Here is an 18,743-nt window from a genome sequence, read left to right on the forward strand (position 1 = left end):
GACCCATCCAACTCGAAATACAACGGAACAATCTCAAACGGCAAACCCGGAAGCAGCTTGCTGCCCAGCACCGCCGGCGTGGTCAACCCGGCCATGCCGTTCCCGGCATCGACCACAACCTTCAACGGCCGCGACCCCGACAAATCCACCAGCGAACGCAGATACTCCGCATACCCCTTCAAAACATCCCGCACACCAATCTGCCCGCGACGGGCAGCGGCCGGGATCGACCCGGCGTCCAGGTACTCCTCCGCACGGGCCTGGATCTCCTTCAACCCGCTCTCGGACGAAATAGGCACCGCCCCTGCCTTGGCCATCTTGATCCCGTTGTACTCCGCCGGGTTATGACTGGCCGTGAACGTCACACCGGCAGCGTTCAACACACCACACGCGTAATACAACTCATCCGTGGAAATCAGGTCCAGCAACAGCACATCCGCCCCACGCACCGCAGCACCGTCCGCGAACGCCCGGCTGAACTCCGGCGAGGACGGACGCATATCCCCACCCACCAGCACCGTCTCACCCTCAAGACCCAGCACATCAACAAACGCAGCACCAACGGCCTCGACAATCTCAGCCGTGATGGATTCCCCCACGATCCCCCTGACGTCATACGCCTTAAAGGAAGCCGAAAGGTCAAAAGTCTTGATCTGCTCGCTAGTCACGCGCTCAATCCTACTGTCGAGACAGTCCCCGGCAGGTTTCCCTGATCTCTGTGACTCGTGACGTTGCCCACATGGCGATGGGGTCGGCGCCTCCTGGCACCGACCCCATCGAACTACATATCCGCGAGCGCTCCGCCCGGATTTTCGATCGCGTCAGCCACGTACCGGAGGAAGCCTGCAGCAGTTTCGCCGTCGCAAACCCGGTGATCGAAAGCCAACGTCAGCTCGGTGACCTTTCGTACTGCAAGCTCGCCGTTTACCACCCAAGGCCTGTCAATGATGCGCCCAACACCCAGCATCGCAACCTCGGGGTAGTTGATGATTGCGGCGGAACCATCGACACCGAAGACTCCGTAGTTGTTCAGCGTGAAGGTGCCGGAGCCCAGTTCGGTGGGCGTCGCCTTGCCAGAGCGCGCGGCGGCGGTAAGGCGGCGTATCTCCGCGTCCAGTTCGCGGGCACTCATTTCATGCGCGTTGCGGATAGACGGAACCACCAGTCCGCGGTCTGTTTGTGCGGCAAAGCCGAGGTTGATCCCCTTGAACCCGACAATCTCCTGCGAGCCGTCCGTGGCGGTCTCGAAACGCGTATTGAGCGCCGGATACCTTTTTAACCCGGCCGTGACAAAACGAGCGATGAAAGCCAAAAGCCCCGGTGTGTCATGGGGAGCGCTCTTCTTGAGTTCCGCCCGCATCTCCAACAGGGCCGTGGCATCCACGTCCACCCAAACTGTGGCCTCGGGGATCTCCGAACGGCTCTTGGTCATGTTCGCCGCGACTGCCTTCCGGACCCCACGAACAGGAGTTCGCTCAGCAACCGCCAAACCGGTCCTGGAATCCAGGCTGGCGTCGGCCGTTCCAGCCAGTGCAGCCGGAGCCTCCTCTTCGGCAGGAGCACTAGGGGCCTCAGGCGAAGAAATCGCCGCTTCCACATCCCGGCGCATAATCAGGCCACTGGCACCGGAGCCTTCAATGCTGTCAAGCGAGACACCGTGATCCCGCGCCATCTTCCGCACCAGCGGCGAAATGACAGCGCTCAGCTTGCCGGGGATTCGCGTCCCGGCCACAGCTGGTTCAAGCGAAGGTGCCGCAATTTCGCCCATGGGGTCAACGACGGCGACACTCCCCTTGCGGGGGCGGGTGCGGCCAGCGGTCGCACCACCAGGCGTACCGTATCCGATAAGGACGTTGCCGGAACCGGCCTTTTCCTCCGTGCGGTACGTCTCTGCGGCGGCATCAAGCTCGGGTGAAACCACGACTCCGGTTGACACGGCATCCTCGGTCGCAGCGGGGCTTTCCGCCCCGACTGGAGCGGCACCTGCGCGAGCGATCGAGATCAGCGGTTTGCCGACGTCGAGCGTTTCTCCTGCCTGGCCGTGCAGTTTGGCGACAGTACCGGCATAGGGCGACGGCACCTCCACCATGGACTTCGCAGTCTCGACCTCCGCGATGGGTTGGTCGACCTTGATCTCATCTCCGACGGCGACTAGCCAGTTCACGAGTTCGGCCTCGGTGAGGCCCTCCCCCAAATCCGGAAGAAGGAATACTTGCATATCTGAACTCATGGTCAGTCCTCCCACTGAAGATCGTCCACAGCGTCGAGGATGCGGTCGACGCTGGGCAAGTAGTAGTGCTCCAACTTAGGAGACGGGAACGGGACATCGAAGCCTGTGACGCGACGAATGGGCGCCGCGAGGTAATGGAACGCGCGTTCCTGGACCCGGGCAACGATCTCGGAGGATACCGATGCGAAGCCGTGCGCCTCGGCAATCACCACGGCGCGTCCGGTCTTGCGCACTGAGGCACAGACAGTTTCGTCGTCGAACGGAACGAGTGTTCGCACATCGATAACCTCAAGCGAGCGTCCCTCCTCGGCGGCCGCGGCCGCAGCGGCGAGCGCCGTGGGAACGGACGGACCATAGGCGATGAGCGTCGCATCCGTGCCGGGACGAGCAACAGCTGCGCGTCCCTCGGTGGAGGTGCCGGCGTCGTGCTCTTCACGCAAGGCGCCCAAGTCAACCTGGTCCTTGGACCAATAGAGCTTCTTCGGTTCCATGAACATGACAGGATCGTCCGAATCGATGGCTTCACGCAGCATGCGGTAACCGTCTGCGACAGTGGCAGGCGTGTAGACCTTCAGGCCTGCCGTGTGGGCGTAGTACGACTCGGAAGAGTCGCAGTGGTGCTCCACTCCCCCGATGCCGCCGGCGTAAGGAACGCGGATGACCATTGGCATCTTGAGCCGGCCCTTGGTGCGGTTGTGCATCTTGGCCACGTGGCTGACGATCTGCTCGAAGGCCGGGTAGGCAAAGGCGTCGAACTGCATCTCGATCACAGGCCGCATACCGTTGATGGCCATGCCCACCGCCATGCCAACGATGCCCGACTCAGCGAGCGGGGTGTCGAAACAGCGCTGCTCTCCGAACTCTGCCATGAGGCCGTCGGTGATGCGGAAGACACCGCCGAGCATGCCGACATCCTCGCCGAACACGAGGACGGAGGAATCGGCGCGCATGGCATCGGCCATGGCCGTGTTGAGCGCCTTCGCCATGGTGAGGCTCTGCGGGCCGGTTGCCTCAGCAGTTGCTGCTGCCGAAGCAGCCGCACTCGCGGTGGCCGCGCTGACGTTGCCATTGACGGAAGTGGTGACGGTCATTTTGTGCTCTCCTCACGGGCAAGTTCGTCGGCGAGCATCTCGGACTGCTCTTTCAGCTGAGGGGTTTGCTTGGCGAAGACGTACTTGAAGAGATCCTGTGGTTGAACCGGGACGTCCTCGCCCAGGCCTTCACGGAGCTGGGTGGCTACTGCCTCTGCGTGTTCGGCGATTCTGGCGTTGGCTTCATCATCGAGAAGTCCTTTGTCCGTGAGGTAAGCCTTCATACGAGCCAAGGGATCCTTCGCCTGCCACTCAGCCACCTCGGAGTCCGGCCGGTAGCGGGTGGCGTCGTCGGCGTTTGTGTGTGCCTGCATGCGATAGGTATGGGCCTCGACCAGCAGCGGACCGGAGCCTTCGCGGGCAAGCTTTACGGCACGGTCCATGACAGCAAGCAGCGCAACGAGGTCGTTGCCGTCAACGCGCTCACCCGCCATGCCGTAGCCCACAGCCTTATGCGCCAGGGACGGAGCCACCGACTGGTGGCTCAGCGGCACCGAAATGGCGTACTTGTTGTTCTGCACGAAGAAGATGACGGGCAGGTGGAAAACGGCGGCAAAGTTGAGTGCCTCGTGGAAGTCGCCCTCACTGGTGGCACCGTCACCGCACATCGCCATGACCACAGTGTCTTCACCGCGCAGCTTTGCTGCGTGGGCGACCCCGACGGCGTGGAGCAGCTGGGTGGTCAGTGGCGTGCACTGAATCCCGACGTTGTGTTCATTGGGGTCATAACCTCCGTGCCAGTCACCCCGGAAAATAGTCATGGCCTCCACGGGATCGACTCCGCGGGTCATGACGGCAACAGCGTCGCGATACGTGGGAAACAACCAGTCACCTTCGCGGAGACACATGGCGGCTGCGACCTGGCAGGCTTCCTGACCATGGCTCGACGGATAGACGGCCATGCGTCCTTGCCGGACCAAGGCGGAATTCTGGTCGTTGACACGGCGTCCAACCACGAGTTGCTCATAGGCAGCGAGGAGTTCTGCGTCGCCTGGAGTGGGGTACTCGTGGCCGGGTTCGGTGCCCTGTTCGTCGTGGGAGCGCAGGGTGCCGTCGGGGTTCACCATTTGGATCTGGTGCCGGGCAGGGAGCATATAGTCCTCGACGCTGATGCCGAACTTTCTCCGCACGTCAGCAGCTGGGTCCTCCGCTGCCGTTTCGGGTGCAGAGTGGTCTGCGTGGATCGTCATTGGTCCGTCCTTCTCTAGCCACTATGTGTCTCCAGTATGTTCCCGACAGATGTTTCGTATCCAGCTTTCGAAGGAATCATGGAAGGGGTAGCTAATAATGGCTATTGTGAAAGACAGATTGTAAATGTGAGCTGGGTAACGAGCCCGTGTTGGAGACGAATTGGAGCCTGCTTTGAGCGAGACGGAGGCCGAGCAAACGGCCATACCCCTGGACAGCGTTGACCGGGACATCATCCGGGAGCTCACCACTGACGGACGAATGTCCATCACGCAGGTAGCGGAGAACGTGCACATCAGCCGTGCACACGCTTACTCCCGGCTGGCGCGACTCACGGGTGAAGGCGTCCTCACCAAGTTCACCGCATTGGTAGATCCGATCAAGGCGGGCCTCCGATCCTCGGCCTACGTGACCTTGAAGGTCCAGCAGCATTCGTGGCGGGAATTGAAGGAGCATCTGCGGGCGATACCCGAGGTTCATCACATTGCGCTGGTAGGCGGCGACTTTGACGTCATTCTTCTGGTCCGCGCCACGGACAACATCCATCTCCGCCGTGTGATCTTCGACCAATTGCAGTCGATGGAGGGTGTGCTGGATACCCAGACCTTCCTTGTCTTTGAGGATGTTGATACGCGGTAGGAGCTTCCAGTCCACGGGCTCCTGTCAGGTTCCTGTCAGGAACGTCCGGTTTTGAACCATAAACTGTCCACGTGTCCGTCAAAACTGCCTCCGTTCCCGTCGCTCTGCGGGTAAGCGCTGTCATTCTGGCGGGGGTTTTGCTGTGGCTCATCACCGCGTTTCAGTTCTTCTACAGCCCTCCCCAGGCCATTCCGCAACGGACGGACGCAATCGTTGTCCTGGGCGGACTGAGCAGCGAGAGACTTCCGGTTGCCGAAGATCTCCGGAAGAAGCTGGACATACCCGTCCTAGTGGTCTCGACGACCGGCCTGGCGGGCAACATCGAGGGCGACACCTTATGCCGTGCCGATTCCGACGATCCCGACCTGATGTGCTTCCGGCCAACTCCCCTGAACACCCGGGGCGAGGCCAAAGCATTGAGTGAACTGATTGCACAGAACGGCTGGGAGTCGGTCACTGTTGTCACTTCCGAGTACCACCTCATCCGGGCGGGCACTTTGATCCGCCAATGCACGTCCGCGGAAATCCACATGGTCGGTTCGCAACCCGATCTGTCCGCTGGAGCCTGGCTGGACCGGTTCGTGGTGGAGACGGGCGGGCTTATTGATGCCTGGGTAGATCCTGAGTGCAGGAGTACCTGACGGTAGCTTTGAGGCCGTCACGTACATTCGCGTGTAGCTGGCCTGCTCGAGGGACGCCCGGCCTTGCATGACAACTGCTGTAAAGCACGCCACGCTTCTTCAACAAGAGCGTCACATAATTACACCCTCGTGAACGCTTTCTTTCTGACATGAAGGTTGCTGTCAAGTCATTGAGTTTGGGGTTCCCGCCCGCCATTCTTTAGCCATAGGTCCAAGGTCTCAGCCCTACGAGCCCAAGGATCCTCCGTGGCCAATTTCAAAGGCGAGACGTCCAAAGGAGAGACGTCCACCCCCTCAAGTCATCTTGCGCGGCGTTTGGCGACAAGCCTGCTAGCTGCCTTCGTTCTCGTTGTCGGCTGTCTGCACGGACCCACGGCCCAGGCCGCCGCACCACCCGTCTACCCGATCAGCGGTTACTTCATTTTTGGAAGCACCAGCGACGCCACCAACACGAAGAAGCTGAGCGACATCAAGTCCGTGGGGGGTGACACGGTCATCACCTTCGGCTCACTGCTAAAACCTGCCACGTTGTCGACGATCCCGACCGGCTGCACAATTTCAGGAGTTAACTGCGCCAAAGCGGCCGCTTCAGGAGTTAGTGTGAACCGCTATTTCACGTACTCGGACAACAGCTCCTGGGGCGGGCCGGCCCTCTTGTGTGCACGCGACAAAACCGTCACCAACGGTAGTTCGATCTACACAATTCTGGTCTTGCCCGTCGAAGGCAGCGGGTGCACTTCCCCCTCCGGAAGATACGACATCGTAGTGATCACAGGTGGACCGTCATCCATTTCAATTTCATTGGGCAAGACGGCTACCGCCCTCGGGATGAAGTACTACGCAGGACTCCCTGCACCTGTGAAGAGAACTGACCTGGCGTACCTGCCCGATCTCTCGTACCAGGCAACGTTTTCACTCTTCACTGCGCGGTTCCTGCTTTATCAAGGGAAGGTGAATAACGTCTCCGGCCTGGCCGGCTTCTATCACCACACGGAAATGCCCCTGAGCGACGGCGCCACATGGGAGCCCGTTCTGACGGTGTACAGAATCCAAAATTCGAGGATTGCCCAATACCAGCCCGGCCGTTCAGCCATCGTCAGCCCCTACATCGACTCCAGAAGTGCGTTTGGCGGGCGTGTCACGACGGACCAGGCCCGGAACGCTGCCGGCAAGATCGCCCGGACGGCCAACGGCGTCGACCTGGCGATCGCCGTTCAGGATGGAATGGGTACGGGGAAAGGAGGCTCATTCTTCAGCAGCGAAAGCGGGAACAGCGTCGACCAGTACGCGGCAGCCATAGTGGGCTCGGGGTCCTGGGGCAGCAAGTACCTGGCCCCCACGCGGGATTATTTCGTGGCATTGGCCGAAGGCGTCGAGGGAACCGGAGCGGAGCTTTGGGCCAACCTGGAAGGTATGGCACCGAAGACCAGCCAGAACCCCTGCGACAGCAATCTTCGCGGTCAGACCACCAAGTCACGGATCGATAAGCAGCTGCAGCAAATCGGCAACACCCCCGCAAAGGTGATCTCCTTCATGTGGGACACCTATTACACCTGCACAGGTACATGGGCACCCATGCTTGAGCGCATGAAGGCAAACAACACTACGCCGGTCATTACCGATTCCATTTTCTACGGCAACGGAGACGTTCTGGTCACCGGCCATAATTTGAGCGGCGGTACGGTCCAGGTGAGATGGACCGACACTTACGGACGAACTTTTGACAAGACCGTGAGCGCGTCAAGCTACAACCCCTATTACGGAGAACAGCGAGACATCAACCCGCTGCTTGAGTCAGTCACAGCGCGGCTTGGCGGCACCTCCCTCGGTGTTGGGAAGCACTACATGATCAATGTGACGAACGGATACGGGGTCCGGAACGACGCGTTCTACTCGGACCGCGGCTAAGTTCCTCACGGCTAGCACATTACAGGGGCCATTCCGCGCCATACCGCGGAACGGCCCCTGTTTTTTCCTGTCGATGTGGCTCCTCACTCCTCAGATGCAAGAATTGGACGTGGCCACGATTGATCCGGACGCATCTGAGGAGTGAGGAAATGACTGAAATCGGCCGCCAAAAAGCGGCGCTGTCGCCCTCTCCACGGCACATGCGCAAGCGCCGTTTCCGTCCGGACGTTCCCACAGGGCCTGCGAGTCGCACCGCCACAATGACGGCAGCCACCTCGTTTGAAGTGCATCCAGCCCCTCAGCAGCCGGAACAAAGTGCCCGGCCTGCGGCAGTCGGCCCGCGCCCTCCAAAGTCCCCAAAGCAGCTTCGTAAGGCCAGTCCCCGCCAGAAGCGACTTGTTGCCCTGCTGATTGTGATCCTTGTCTCTCTGAGTATCCCGCTCTTGGTCCTGACCTTGGTGTTTGCGGGCTGACGCGTATCCGGACGTCATACATAATTAATCACCTCGTTTGGGCGTGCGGTAGCATCGGCTGGTCAGCCATTGCCGTTCCCGGGGGAATCCATGCCCAGAGTCATGCCAATTTTCGGTACTCGTCCTGAGGCCATCAAAATGGCGCCGATCATCGCAGCATTACAGGCCACCGCTGACTTTGAATGCGTCGTAACAGTGACCGGACAACACCGCGAAATGCTGGACCAAGTCAACGAACTTTTCGGCATCGTCCCGGACCACGACTTGAACATTCTGAAAACAGGACAATCACTGTCCGGGATCATGACACGAACAATGGACGGGTTGGAAAAGCTCTTCGCGGAATCCAAACCTGATGCGGTCATAGTCCAAGGCGACACCACCACTTCCACGGCGGGCGCCATCGCTGCTTTCTACCACGGCATCCCGGTGGTTCATGTTGAGGCCGGCCTGCGAAGCGGCGACCTCTTCTCCCCTTTCCCTGAAGAGGCCAACCGCAAGATCACCAGCCAAATCGCAAGTCTGCACCTGGCACCGACGCAGACCAGCAAAGCCAACCTCCTGGCCGAAGGTATTCCCGCAAGCGACATCGTCGTTACCGGAAACTCGGTCATCGACGCACTGCTCTCCACCGTGGACAAGCATCTTCCTTTCAGTGATCCGCGCCTTGAGGAATTGGCTTCCAACGGCAGTCGAATCCTCTTGGTCACAACACACCGCCGCGAAAACCAAGGCGATTCCATGCGCGGGGTAGGCCGGGCGCTTGCACGTATTGCCGACGCCGAGGAAGACCTGGTAATCGTCCTACCGGCGCACAAGAACCCGGTTGTTCGTGAAGCTGTCTTGCCTTCACTGCACGGAAAAGCAAACGTCATCATCTGCGAACCGTTGGCCTACGGCGAGTTCACCCGCCTGCTGTCCATGGCGCACATTGTCCTGACGGACTCAGGCGGAGTCCAGGAGGAAGCACCCAGTTTGGGCAAGCCCGTCCTCGTGATGCGGGATAACACCGAACGCCCGGAAGCCCTCGAAGCCGGAACAGTGACACTCATCGGTACGGACGAGGACCGCATCGTCAAAGAAGTGGACCGGCTTCTGAATCAGCAGGATGCCTACGATTCGATGGCCAATGCCGTGAATCCATATGGCGACGGCAAGGCTGCCGAGCGAACCATTGGAGCATTGCGCCACATGTTGCATCTCGGCGAGAGATCAGCAGACTTTGTTACTGGCCCCGGGCGAACCCTGTAGGCCGCGAGCAGGACCGGAAGCGTGCCCTCGCGGAAGGTCCTCTGCAATCTGACCCAGCACATTTTCAAACCAGTTCCCAGAGGACATTCATGCAACTAAAGCTCAAAGGCTACTTCAAAGAGGAAAACTCCCCCTTGACGGAAGCCGCGAACGCAATTGAAATGCTCGAGGCAACAACAGGTTCGACGCCCCATGTTCTGGGCTACACACCGGTGGGTCGGACAAATCCCTACCAGGCACTGCTCTACCGGGCAGCCGAGGACCACAACATCGCAACCGTACCCGTGGTTCGCAGCTGGGATTTTGAGAAGCTTTTTCAGCTGTCACCAGCGGGCGCTCATGTAATTATCCATATTCACTGGACTTCATTCATTTTGAACGGAATTACCAGCTACGCAACCGCCAAGAAAAAAATTGGCGACCTTCGTGAGGCAGTCAGCGAGCTCAAGCGCAAGGGCGGAAAGATCATTTGGACGCTGCACAACATCATTCCGCATGACTCCTTGTATCCGAACCTTGAAATGGAGATACAACAATACCTGGCAGAAGAGGCGGACGTCCTCCATGTTTTGTCTGATGCTTCCGCGCAAATGATGTCTGCTGCGCTCACGATCGATCCTAAGAAACTGGTGAACGTCCCGCACCCGAATTACCGGTTGACCTACGAGGACTATGTCACCAGGGCAAACGCACGCCTCGAATTCGGCATCGGTCCCAAGGACCGCGTTTATGTCCTCCTCGGGGCCCTGAAGGCATACAAGGGACTCGACCGGCTTCTGAAAGCGTTTGATGAGTTCAGCGCAGCCGACCCCTCCATCCGTCGAGTCCTGCTTGTAGGAGGGATGGCCGACGATTCTCCGGAGGTCACGGACTTCGTCAAGCAGGCAGCGAAGCACCCGAATGTGCTGATTGAACCGAAGAAGGTTCCAAACCACATGGTGCAGAACTACATGCGGGCAGCTGACATCGGCTTGGCGCCGTACACCCGAATGCTCAACAGCGGTGCCGTGCTGCTGTATCAGACTTTTGATCTTCCCGTCATCGCGTCCGACGTGCCCGCCATTTGGGAAAACATGTCGGACGACATCGGCGAACGCGTTTCTGACAATTCAGTAGAAAGCCTCGTGAAGGCGTTCGAGGGAGCTGAAAGGTTCTTTGAACGTGACGTACGAAGCGATGTCCGGCGCTATGCCGATCAGTTCGACGCCACGGAACTTTCAAAAGAGTTCTCCCGTCGGATCCTCCGGAAACTCGGTGACGCAGAACCGCAAAAGTAGTCCAAACAAAGTCTAGAGTGTGAAGGAGTCAATGTAATGGTGCTTAGTCGCGAAAGCGTCGGTGAAACCAAAGCTCGATCACCGTACAGAGGCAGGCCCGCCAATACATTTTGGCGTGCCGCTGTGACAGACAACAAGGGTTTGGGGATGTCCGGACTCTACAAAAAGAAATTTGAGATTGAGCAGGCCGATTTTGTAGCCACCGCCGGCAGCTGCTTCGCCCAGCACATTGCCACCAATCTCCGCAAAAACGGGTACAACGTCGTAGACACCGAGCCGGCTCCAAAGGCCATGACCACCAGAACGGCAGAGCGCTTTGGCTTTGGTGTGTACTCGGCGCGTTTCGGCAACATCTACTACGTCAGGCAGCTCCTCCAATTGGTCCAGGAAGCCTACGGAGTGAGGCAGCCCAGCAACTGGATCTGGACCAAGGGTGACAAGTACTTCGACGCACTGAGGCCCTCCGTGGAACCCCTCGGTCTGGATAGCGCCGAAGAAGTCATCAAACACCGTGAACAGCACCTCGCAGCTGTCCGCAAAATGTTGGCTTCAGCGTCGGTTCTTGTGTATACCTTCGGCCTCACTGAGGGCTGGGTTGACAAGGCCTCGGGTACTGTCTTCCCCACAGCGCCCGGCACCATATGTGGCGACTATGACCCCGACGTTTTCGCATTCGAAAACTTCAATTATGTGGACATCGTCAATGACTTCGAACAGCTCCGGGATCTGATCAAACAACACAATCCGGAGATAAAGTTCCTGCTCACGGTTTCTCCCGTCGCCTTGGCTGCCACCGCCGCGGATGATCACGTCCTGGTGTCCACCACCTACTCGAAAGCGGTGCTGCGATCGGCCGTAGGCGACCTGACCAACAAGTTCGAGGACGTAGCATACTTCCCGTCCTTCGAAATCATCACGGGAAGCCCGGCCAAGGGCCGGTACTGGGACGAGTCCCTTCGGTCAGTCACCGGAGAGGGTGTCATGGAAGTTATGCGGCACTTCTTCAATGCCCATCCGCCGGCAAATGTTCCACAAGATGAAGTCTCAGTGGTGACAGCCGAGCAGATCCAGTGTGAAGACGTCCTGCTGGAGGTGTTCGGAGAATGAGGTACGGCTTCATTGGTGACTCGCACCTCGGTCACATAATTCCAGTTTGGAAGAACAAGGCTGCCTTGGGTTCGATCACCCAAACGGGCTTGCACACCGAACGGACTTACGGGACCGAACCGCTGACTATCCTCAATCAGGGGCAAGTGCTGGCGGAATTTGATGACATCAAGTGCGCTTTTTCGTCTAAAGTTGAATTGTCCGACTACGACGTTTTCGTAGTATTCGGCATGCACTATTCATTCACGGCCCTGGCCAAAACCTACGCCCAGTATCGGACCTCAAGCCAAGCCGGCAAACGGTCCGCATACGTTCTGTCCGATGCGGCCTACACTGCCATGGTTGACGACCTTTTCCAGTTTTCCAAGGCCAAGCGAGTCATCGATGTCCTCAACAAGAACACAGACAAGCCTGTCTATTACGCCCAGCAGCCATTGCCGCTCGAGTGGGTCTTGGATCGCCCCGAAGCTTCACTTCGGTTTTTCCGTGAACTCGCGGACTCGAATGATCTTCCCGTGCTTCAGGACATTTATGAGGAAAAACTCCAGGATCTTGAACGCTCCGGGGTCCGCGTGCTTCGCCAACCTGCCCAGACGAAATCCAGCCTTGGGTTCACCTTGAGCCAATTTGGGCATTTCAAACTTGACAGCATCTCCCCGGATGACGCGAAACCCAAGCTTGACTACGTTCACATGAATGCGACGTACGGCGAACTCGTAGCACAGGAAATTTTGAACGCGAACACAGTAGATGAGGACAATTAATAATGGCTACAGTGCCATCCACAATTGGTTTTAGATGGACATTCCCGACTCCGGTTCGGTCAATTGAATTCGTGGTTAATCTGCAGGTTCCCGTCAATGAGAAGTCCCTTGTTGCACTGGTCAAGGCCCCCGAAGACTCGACGGTAACGTCGGAGGCCTGGGGTTTCTCAAACCAGCTCCAGGGACACTACAAATACGTGGCAGCAGAGGGCCGTGGTGCAGTCGCCCTTCCCAAGCTGACTCTTAGCGAGCACGTTTCGGAGATCGACCTGCAGGTTGTGCCATGGGGAACCAAAGACCTCCCTCCGGCGAGTGCCATCTCCAGTGTCTGGGCAGTTGCTGCCACCGAGAAGTCGGGCTCCAACGAGCTCAGCATCATTGCGAAAGGAACGGTGACCTCACATGTCTGAGACAGCCTCTAACGTCATTGGCGCACTAGTGGTGGCTGAGCCCGGTGCCGATGCCGCGTCGGTTGAACGCAGCATCAGGTCGTTGCGGCGTGCCGGTCTGGCACCCAAAGTGCTCTCCGCTACTGCTGGCCTTGGCGCCGGCATTGGCGAACACGCAGCGGATTACGACCCCGCTACTGTCTCTGTCGCTGCCGGCGTCAACGATGCCCTCTCGGCCGTCACCCAGCCCCTGGTGCTCATCGTGGCGGCGGGGACGATTGTGCCCGCGGACACTGCTGAAGCCCTTGCCCGTTCATTTGAATCGACACCATCCGTCATGGTTCGATTCCCGCACCGCGTTGTAAGGCCGATTGCTCCTCTGGACGACGACGAGATCGATGCCATCATTGATGGCCACGGTGCAGCCCGAACGGATACTGTGGTGGCTCCGGCCCGTGCCTCGCTTTCGGCCGTTGCCGTGCCCCGTACGCTTCTCCATACACTCCGCGGTTTGAAGCCGACGTACGCAGAGCTCCAGCCTGCACTCCAGGATCTCCTCCGACGCGGAAAGCAGTTCGGCCATGTCGAGACGTGGGCTGCACCGGAGAACGGTGTTTTCACCTTCACCGTCCGCCTGCATTCCAAGCTTGGTTCCACAGGAAAGCTTCCTGACTTTGGAGCTCACACCAAGGACATGTTCGGTGACCTGCGGGGTTGGCGTTCGTCGGCAGCGGATGGACCCCTGGTGTCAATCATCATTTCAACCTTTAACAGAGCTGATTACCTCGATGATTGCTTGAACTCGATCCTCGCCCAGTCCTTGCAGGACTTTGAGGTGATCCTGATTGATGACGGAAGCACGGACCACACCCGCGAAGTGATCAGCGCTTACACCGATCCGCGCATCCGGTACTTCGCACGGGAGAACCACGGCATCTCGGCGTCCAGGAACTTTGGCGCCGACCAGGCCCGTGGTGCTTTTATTGCAGTCCACGACGATGACGACATCATGTTGCCGTGGCGTCTGGAGCGCCAGCTTGAGTCTCTCGAGCCCGGCGACCACGGCAGCTTCGGAGTTTCAGTCCACTTCGACAATTCCACGGGCGAAGTTCACCGCCTGGTGCATCGGTTGTTCAACATGCAGACCGCGCTGCGCTACGGGAACAACCCCACACACCCGACCTGGTTGATCCGTGCCGATATTTTCAAGAAGTTCCGGTACGACGAAACCCTGAAGAGTGGCGTGGACAACAACATTGCCCTGCGCATGGTGCGCTCCGGCATCAAAATGAAGCACACGGGCGAAAACCTAATCCTTCGTCGCCTGCACAGCGGCCAGATCACCCGCAGCGCCGGCGAGATCCAGCGGGCCTCTGCCAAGATGTCCCAACGAATGCTGAAGTTCGCAAACGGTGTAGCCGGAGACCCCACAAAGGTTGTGGCCTCCGAAGAATGGCTGTCGGACATGGCCGGCAAGGCGTTCGAAGCCGCGGTACGTCCTTACTTGCCGGATCACTTGGTCGTCCGAAGCGTCACCTCGAATGTGCTTCCTGAGAGGTCAACTTCTTCCGGCACGGACCTGGGCTCCTTCACCACCTCCACGCCGATCAAGGCATGGGACGGAGTCCTCCCCAGGACCAACATCATTGCCGGCGTAACGTGGCCGGAACTGGCAGCCTTGCGAGCGAGTGGAGCTGACTTCTCCGCGTACGAAGACGGTGAGACTTCCGCGCAAGACATCCTGTGGGACGCAGTCGCGGAACACACAAGTCGAACCTCTGGGAAGTTCACGGTGGTCCAGTCCAAGGATGATTTTGAGAGCATTCCCGACACAACCACCGAGGACGAGGTCAGCGGACTGATCCTCGGAACGGCCGATTCCGCATCCTCACGTGAGTATTTGATTCTGGACCACAACGAGTTGACCTCCGGAATCCGTCGAATCAATTCGCGCCACGGTGGCGAACAAGCGTTCCTGGTCACCAAATCATCCCGACATACCGCTAAAGAACTGTGCCACGCACTCGGAGCCAGTGAGGAAATCAAATGAAGATCCAGTGGACGAGAAACGACTATGGCAGGTCGGGCCTTCTGGCTATAGCGGAGGACGGCGACACACAACCTCCCATTGAAACCTTCTACGTCGATTACCTGATCGAAACCGTAGACCAGGACCGGCTCGCGATTGCAGCTGCCCTGGTATTCGGTCCGTACACGGACACGCGGCTGGTCTTTGAGAACCCGGTTTCATCAGGCGTCGCCCGCGCGATCGAGAATTTGTATCCGGACAAGGCCATTAGGGTCGAACCGGTCAGCTACTCCGAAAACCATTCACCTCATGGAGATTCACTTCTGCACGTGAACTCCCACTACCGTGACACCAATTTCACGAACCACGTGGGACAGCAGCGTCAGGTTCGGGTCACTTTCCAGCCAACCGACCGAAGCTCCGGCGGGCTCCTGACAATGGACAGCCTGGATGTTGCCTGCAATTCCTGGCTGCACGCGGAGCTCCGACCGGATGCGCACGGCGATGTTCTTTGCACTATTGCAGGCGGCATCCTGTTGTCGTCCGACCTCAGTGCGGCAGGGATAGCAATTTGCGATACCTCGTCCCAGGAAGGGTCGCCTGTTTACAGCCGTGCCACCCGCTTACTGGAATCGGTTGGTCTTTCGCTCGTATTGAACGACTGCGGAGCCCACTGACTTGTGATGGAAGCAGGGGTGGCCCTGAGGACGCCGCCCCTGCATCCCGCTGGGCTCAACATCAGAGCGATACACCGGGCCTGACCGCGGCAGCAACCCCTCGAATGACACATCATGCCTTGGTTCCGGCTTTCACCCTTAACCGACCAAATTCGTGACAACGCTGAATCGTTGTCGCTCACTCCGTAGGAAGGTACTATGCCACTTCGAATCACTGTCATTGGAACGGGCTATCTCGGAGCCACGCATGCCGCATGCATGGCCGAACTCGGTTTTGAAGTTCTTGGGCTCGACTCTGATCCGAAGAAAGTCGAGCAACTAAGCGCCGGAATTCTGCCCTTCCACGAGCCCGGTCTGCCCGAATTGCTCAAGGAACACACGTCCACCGGTCGGCTTCGCTTCACGACTTCCTATGAGGAAGCCGGGGCCTGGGGCGACATCCACTTCATCGCGGTTGGAACGCCGCAAAAGGCGGGTGACCACGCCGCCGACATGACCTACGTTGACAATGCAACACTTTCCCTTGCGAAGTGCATCACCAAGGATGCACTCATTGTCGGTAAGTCGACTGTGCCTGTAGGTACAGCCCGCCGCCTCCGCGAGCTTGTAGCCCAAGCCAATCCCGATGCCAACATCGAGCTCCTCTGGAACCCCGAGTTCCTGAGGGAAGGTTTTGCTGTCCAGGACACCCTTACCCCGGACCGATTGGTGGTAGGCGGGGGCACTCGCAAGGCGGTCGATACCCTGCGTCGCGTATATGCCTCGGCTCTCGACTCGGGAACGCCTTTCATCGAGACTGACCTGGAGACGGCGGAACTCGTGAAAGTTGCCGCCAATGCATTTCTTGCAACGAAGATCTCCTTCATCAACGCGTTCGCTGAAGTAACCGAACACGTCGGTGGCGATATTCGCACACTCGCCGACGCCATAGGTCTCGATCAACGAATCGGGCGTCGGTTCCTCAACGCCGGCGTCGGCTTTGGCGGCGGTTGCCTGCCAAAGGACATCCGGGCTCTTCAAGCACGCGTCAGCGAACTCGGTTTGGATAGGACAATGCGCTTCCTCTCCGAGGTTGACGAGATCAACCTTCGACGTCGGGAACGTGTTGTCCACCTGGCTACGGAGATTCTCCAGGACCTGGACGGCCGTAAGATCACGGTGCTTGGCGTCGCGTTCAAACCCAATAGTGACGACGTCCGTGACTCACCGGCACTGGATGTTGCAGCCCAGCTGTTCAACGCGGGCGCTGATGTCTCGATCTACGATCCTGAGGCGATGAACAACGCCCGGCTCCGTTTCCCACGACTGAACTACGCCGAATCACTGGACGAAGCTCTTGCGGGAAGCCACCTGACGATTCTTCTGACGGAATGGCAAGAGTTCGCGGCGCTAAAACCAAGTCAACTGGAGCACCTCGTTGAGTCCAAGGCTCTCATCGATGGACGCAATGTTCTGGACCATGGCGAATGGACGGAAGGCGGCTGGCGCTTCGAATCGCTTGGGCGCCGTTCGGATCTCGTGCTGGCTGAATCCGCATCTTGAGTTGAACACCCGCGGCAAAAGCCGCGGCCTTCCATGAAGAAGCAGCAGCCGGACCGGAGGCTGCAAGGAGAATCATTAAAAGCAGGAAAATCCTGAAGACGGGCCGTTCACCCGGAATTAAATGCCCGATTAGTTGTCAGCTGGCCGCCGCGCCTATAGTTATCGACAGGTGGCGAGCTGTTTCGGGCATGCCTTTGCCCTGCGTGTGGGAGCGGGCGGGTAGTAACTGTGGAGACCTCAGGCCCTTTGGCTCGGGAGCGGACCGGCATGACCTGTGTGGACTGCAGCATCTCAGGTGATCCGGCACGCTCCACTTCAGGACGTACACATCAGAACCCGCCCTTACACGAACAAGCGGCTGGTTCCTAGGAGGAATTAGAAATGGATACGAACAGCCCTTCTACCGCCACAAAGCGGCGTCCAACCTTGGGCATAGCCGGCTTTTTTGGTCACGGAAACTACGGCGATGAGCTCTTCCTCAGCGTTTTTGAAGAGTACTTTGGCAAGGACTACAACCTGAAGGTCATTCCCGACTTGCCCGCGAAGCCATACTTTTCACGCCCCGTGGAAGAAATGGTCAGCGAAGTTGACGGTATTCTCTTGGGCGGCGGCGACCTCGTCCGCCCGTGGGGAACCGATGAGCGCTACTTCCACAAGTCCTACCTGACAAAACCGGTGTTCGCCCTGGGGTTGGGCGTCCCGATCCGGGTGGGATCTCCAAATGAAGCTGAGAAGCCACACATTGCCCGGCGCTATGCAGCCTTCTTCAACCACCCGAACATGAAGTTTGTTGGCGTCCGCGACGAGGACTCCCGCCGTTGGATGGAAAACCACGTTGCACCCGCTACGGCGCCGCTGGTAGCGGCACCGGACATTGTGTGTGCGCTGACATTGCCGGAAGTCAAACGCGACCCGGAAGCAAAAATCCTGGGAATCGTAACCCGCCAGCGCCCGGATCGTGAAGTTCCTGATGACTACACGCAGCTTGAGATCCTGGCCAAGGAACTGCAGACAAGGGGCTGGACCATCCGGCACCTCATCCTTGGAACGGGCATCGTAGGTTGGCGCGACGTTGTCAACGCCCAAGATCTGGACGTACCTGGCAAGGAAATCGTCTACAGCCAGGACTTGGACGAACTCTCAAAGGCCATCGGTGAGTGCACGGCCCTTGGGAGCATGAAGTTCCACGGAAGCGTAGTGGCCACTATGTACGGCGTCCCATCCATCGTGATGATTCCAACCAGCAAGAACCGTAGCTTCATGCGCCGGATCGGCCGGGAAGACCTTCTCTCGAAGTTCGATGCCAAGGATCACCTCGCCCGTTTCGAGCCCCGCCCCGCTGACATCCCGGCTGAGGATGTTGCAATGCTGCGGACCCAGGCCAAGGATTTGCTCCATCAGGTTCAGGCAGCCGTGAAGGAAGCAATCGGCTGAGTTGGCTCTGAGGCGCTCCAAACCCTTTCCCGGGGTTTGGAGCGCCTGCATTTTTATGGTCACCGCAACCGACAAACAGTCGTCGTCAGCTTTCGCCCTTGTT

At 58.8% G+C, this 18,743-nt stretch carries 15 protein-coding genes and 1 pseudogene; 12 read left to right on the top strand and 4 right to left on the bottom strand.

Annotated elements, in window-relative coordinates; genetic code table 11:
* The 4 genes and pseudogenes from manB to pdhA form a co-directional block, all read right to left on the bottom strand.
* Window positions 1-668: pseudogene (manB, locus tag AB0N65_RS12375) on the bottom strand (phosphomannomutase/phosphoglucomutase); the annotation flags it as partial.
* A 113-nt stretch (window positions 669-781) separates the two neighbouring features.
* Window positions 782-2,230 carry a dihydrolipoamide acetyltransferase family protein gene (locus tag AB0N65_RS12380; RefSeq protein WP_364161586.1) on the bottom strand — a complete coding sequence of 483 codons (1,449 nt, stop codon included), beginning with the start codon at window positions 2,228-2,230 and terminating at the stop codon, window positions 782-784.
* Window positions 2,231-2,232: 2 nt separating this feature from the next.
* Window positions 2,233-3,321 carry an alpha-ketoacid dehydrogenase subunit beta gene (locus AB0N65_RS12385; protein WP_364161589.1) on the bottom strand — a complete coding sequence of 363 codons (1,089 nt, stop codon included), beginning with the start codon at window positions 3,319-3,321 and terminating at the stop codon, window positions 2,233-2,235.
* On the bottom strand, window positions 3,318-4,511 hold the full coding sequence (gene pdhA / locus AB0N65_RS12390) for a pyruvate dehydrogenase (acetyl-transferring) E1 component subunit alpha (protein WP_364161592.1): 1,194 nt from the start codon (window positions 4,509-4,511) through the stop codon (window positions 3,318-3,320). The genes AB0N65_RS12385 and pdhA overlap by 4 nt, the downstream gene beginning before the upstream one ends.
* A gap of 172 nt (window positions 4,512-4,683) precedes the next feature.
* Between pdhA and AB0N65_RS12395 the strand changes: the two genes are divergently transcribed.
* The 12 genes from AB0N65_RS12395 (at window position 4,684) to AB0N65_RS12450 (ending at window position 18,640) form a co-directional block, all read left to right on the top strand.
* Window positions 4,684-5,148 carry an Lrp/AsnC family transcriptional regulator gene (locus AB0N65_RS12395; protein ID WP_364161595.1) on the top strand — a complete coding sequence of 155 codons (465 nt, stop codon included), beginning with the start codon at window positions 4,684-4,686 and terminating at the stop codon, window positions 5,146-5,148.
* A 71-nt stretch (window positions 5,149-5,219) separates the two neighbouring features.
* Window positions 5,220-5,789, top strand: a complete 570-nt coding sequence (locus AB0N65_RS12400; protein WP_364161597.1) for a YdcF family protein — start codon at window positions 5,220-5,222, stop codon at window positions 5,787-5,789.
* A 246-nt stretch (window positions 5,790-6,035) separates the two neighbouring features.
* Complete coding sequence (locus AB0N65_RS12405; RefSeq protein ID WP_364161600.1) at window positions 6,036-7,697, top strand: hypothetical protein; 1,662 nt, start codon at window positions 6,036-6,038, stop codon at window positions 7,695-7,697.
* Between the two features lie 563 nt (window positions 7,698-8,260).
* On the top strand, window positions 8,261-9,421 hold the full coding sequence (gene wecB, locus AB0N65_RS12410) for a UDP-N-acetylglucosamine 2-epimerase (non-hydrolyzing) (RefSeq protein WP_364161602.1): 1,161 nt from the start codon (window positions 8,261-8,263) through the stop codon (window positions 9,419-9,421).
* An 89-nt stretch (window positions 9,422-9,510) separates the two neighbouring features.
* The gene (locus AB0N65_RS12415) at window positions 9,511-10,698 is read left to right on the top strand and encodes a glycosyltransferase (protein WP_364161605.1); all 1,188 of its coding nucleotides are present in this window, start codon (window positions 9,511-9,513) and stop codon (window positions 10,696-10,698) included.
* A gap of 147 nt (window positions 10,699-10,845) precedes the next feature.
* Window positions 10,846-11,805, top strand: coding sequence for a GSCFA domain-containing protein (locus tag AB0N65_RS12420; protein WP_364161608.1), 960 nt, complete (start codon window positions 10,846-10,848; stop codon window positions 11,803-11,805).
* Complete coding sequence (locus tag AB0N65_RS12425; RefSeq protein ID WP_364161610.1) at window positions 11,802-12,569, top strand: hypothetical protein; 768 nt, start codon at window positions 11,802-11,804, stop codon at window positions 12,567-12,569. Before AB0N65_RS12420 ends, AB0N65_RS12425 begins: the two co-directional genes overlap by 4 nt.
* Window positions 12,570-12,640: 71 nt before the next feature.
* Entirely contained in the window at window positions 12,641-12,979 is a 339-nt protein-coding gene (locus AB0N65_RS12430; RefSeq protein WP_364161613.1) for a hypothetical protein, read from the top strand.
* Window positions 12,972-15,008 (top strand): glycosyltransferase family 2 protein, encoded by a 2,037-nt coding sequence (locus AB0N65_RS12435; protein ID WP_364161616.1) that lies wholly within the window; start codon window positions 12,972-12,974, stop codon window positions 15,006-15,008. Before AB0N65_RS12430 ends, AB0N65_RS12435 begins: the two co-directional genes overlap by 8 nt.
* Window positions 15,005-15,664, top strand: a complete 660-nt coding sequence (locus AB0N65_RS12440) for a hypothetical protein (protein WP_364161619.1) — start codon at window positions 15,005-15,007, stop codon at window positions 15,662-15,664. Before AB0N65_RS12435 ends, AB0N65_RS12440 begins: the two co-directional genes overlap by 4 nt.
* Before the next feature lie 198 nt (window positions 15,665-15,862).
* Window positions 15,863-17,206: a UDP-glucose/GDP-mannose dehydrogenase family protein gene (locus AB0N65_RS12445; RefSeq protein WP_364161622.1), complete on the top strand. Its 1,344-nt coding sequence runs from the start codon at window positions 15,863-15,865 to the stop codon at window positions 17,204-17,206.
* 381 nt (window positions 17,207-17,587) lie between these two features.
* Window positions 17,588-18,640, top strand: a complete 1,053-nt coding sequence (locus AB0N65_RS12450; RefSeq protein ID WP_364161625.1) for a polysaccharide pyruvyl transferase family protein — start codon at window positions 17,588-17,590, stop codon at window positions 18,638-18,640.
* Window positions 18,641-18,743: the final 103 nt, after the last annotated feature.

It is taken from the genome of Paenarthrobacter sp. NPDC089322 (genome assembly GCF_040684895.1).
Lineage (GTDB): Bacteria > Actinomycetota > Actinomycetes > Actinomycetales > Micrococcaceae > Arthrobacter.

What these genes read in the sequence shown, in the direction of transcription:
- AB0N65_RS12415 (WP_364161605.1), top strand. Translation starts at nt 9,511, where the DNA reads ATGCAACTAAAGCTCAAAGGCTACTTCAAAGAGGAAAACTCCCCCTTG.
- AB0N65_RS12425 (WP_364161610.1), top strand. Translation starts at nt 11,802, where the DNA reads ATGAGGTACGGCTTCATTGGTGACTCGCACCTCGGTCACATAATTCCA.
- pdhA (WP_364161592.1), bottom strand. Translation starts at nt 4,511, where the DNA reads ATGACGATCCACGCAGACCACTCTGCACCCGAAACGGCAGCGGAGGAC.
- wecB (WP_364161602.1), top strand. Translation starts at nt 8,261, where the DNA reads ATGCCCAGAGTCATGCCAATTTTCGGTACTCGTCCTGAGGCCATCAAA.
- AB0N65_RS12450 (WP_364161625.1), top strand. Translation starts at nt 17,588, where the DNA reads ATGGATACGAACAGCCCTTCTACCGCCACAAAGCGGCGTCCAACCTTG.
- AB0N65_RS12445 (WP_364161622.1), top strand. Translation starts at nt 15,863, where the DNA reads ATGCCACTTCGAATCACTGTCATTGGAACGGGCTATCTCGGAGCCACG.
- AB0N65_RS12385 (WP_364161589.1), bottom strand. Translation starts at nt 3,321, where the DNA reads ATGACCGTCACCACTTCCGTCAATGGCAACGTCAGCGCGGCCACCGCG.
- AB0N65_RS12420 (WP_364161608.1), top strand. Translation starts at nt 10,846, where the DNA reads ATGTCCGGACTCTACAAAAAGAAATTTGAGATTGAGCAGGCCGATTTT.
- AB0N65_RS12435 (WP_364161616.1), top strand. Translation starts at nt 12,972, where the DNA reads ATGTCTGAGACAGCCTCTAACGTCATTGGCGCACTAGTGGTGGCTGAG.
- AB0N65_RS12440 (WP_364161619.1), top strand. Translation starts at nt 15,005, where the DNA reads ATGAAGATCCAGTGGACGAGAAACGACTATGGCAGGTCGGGCCTTCTG.
- AB0N65_RS12380 (WP_364161586.1), bottom strand. Translation starts at nt 2,230, where the DNA reads ATGAGTTCAGATATGCAAGTATTCCTTCTTCCGGATTTGGGGGAGGGC.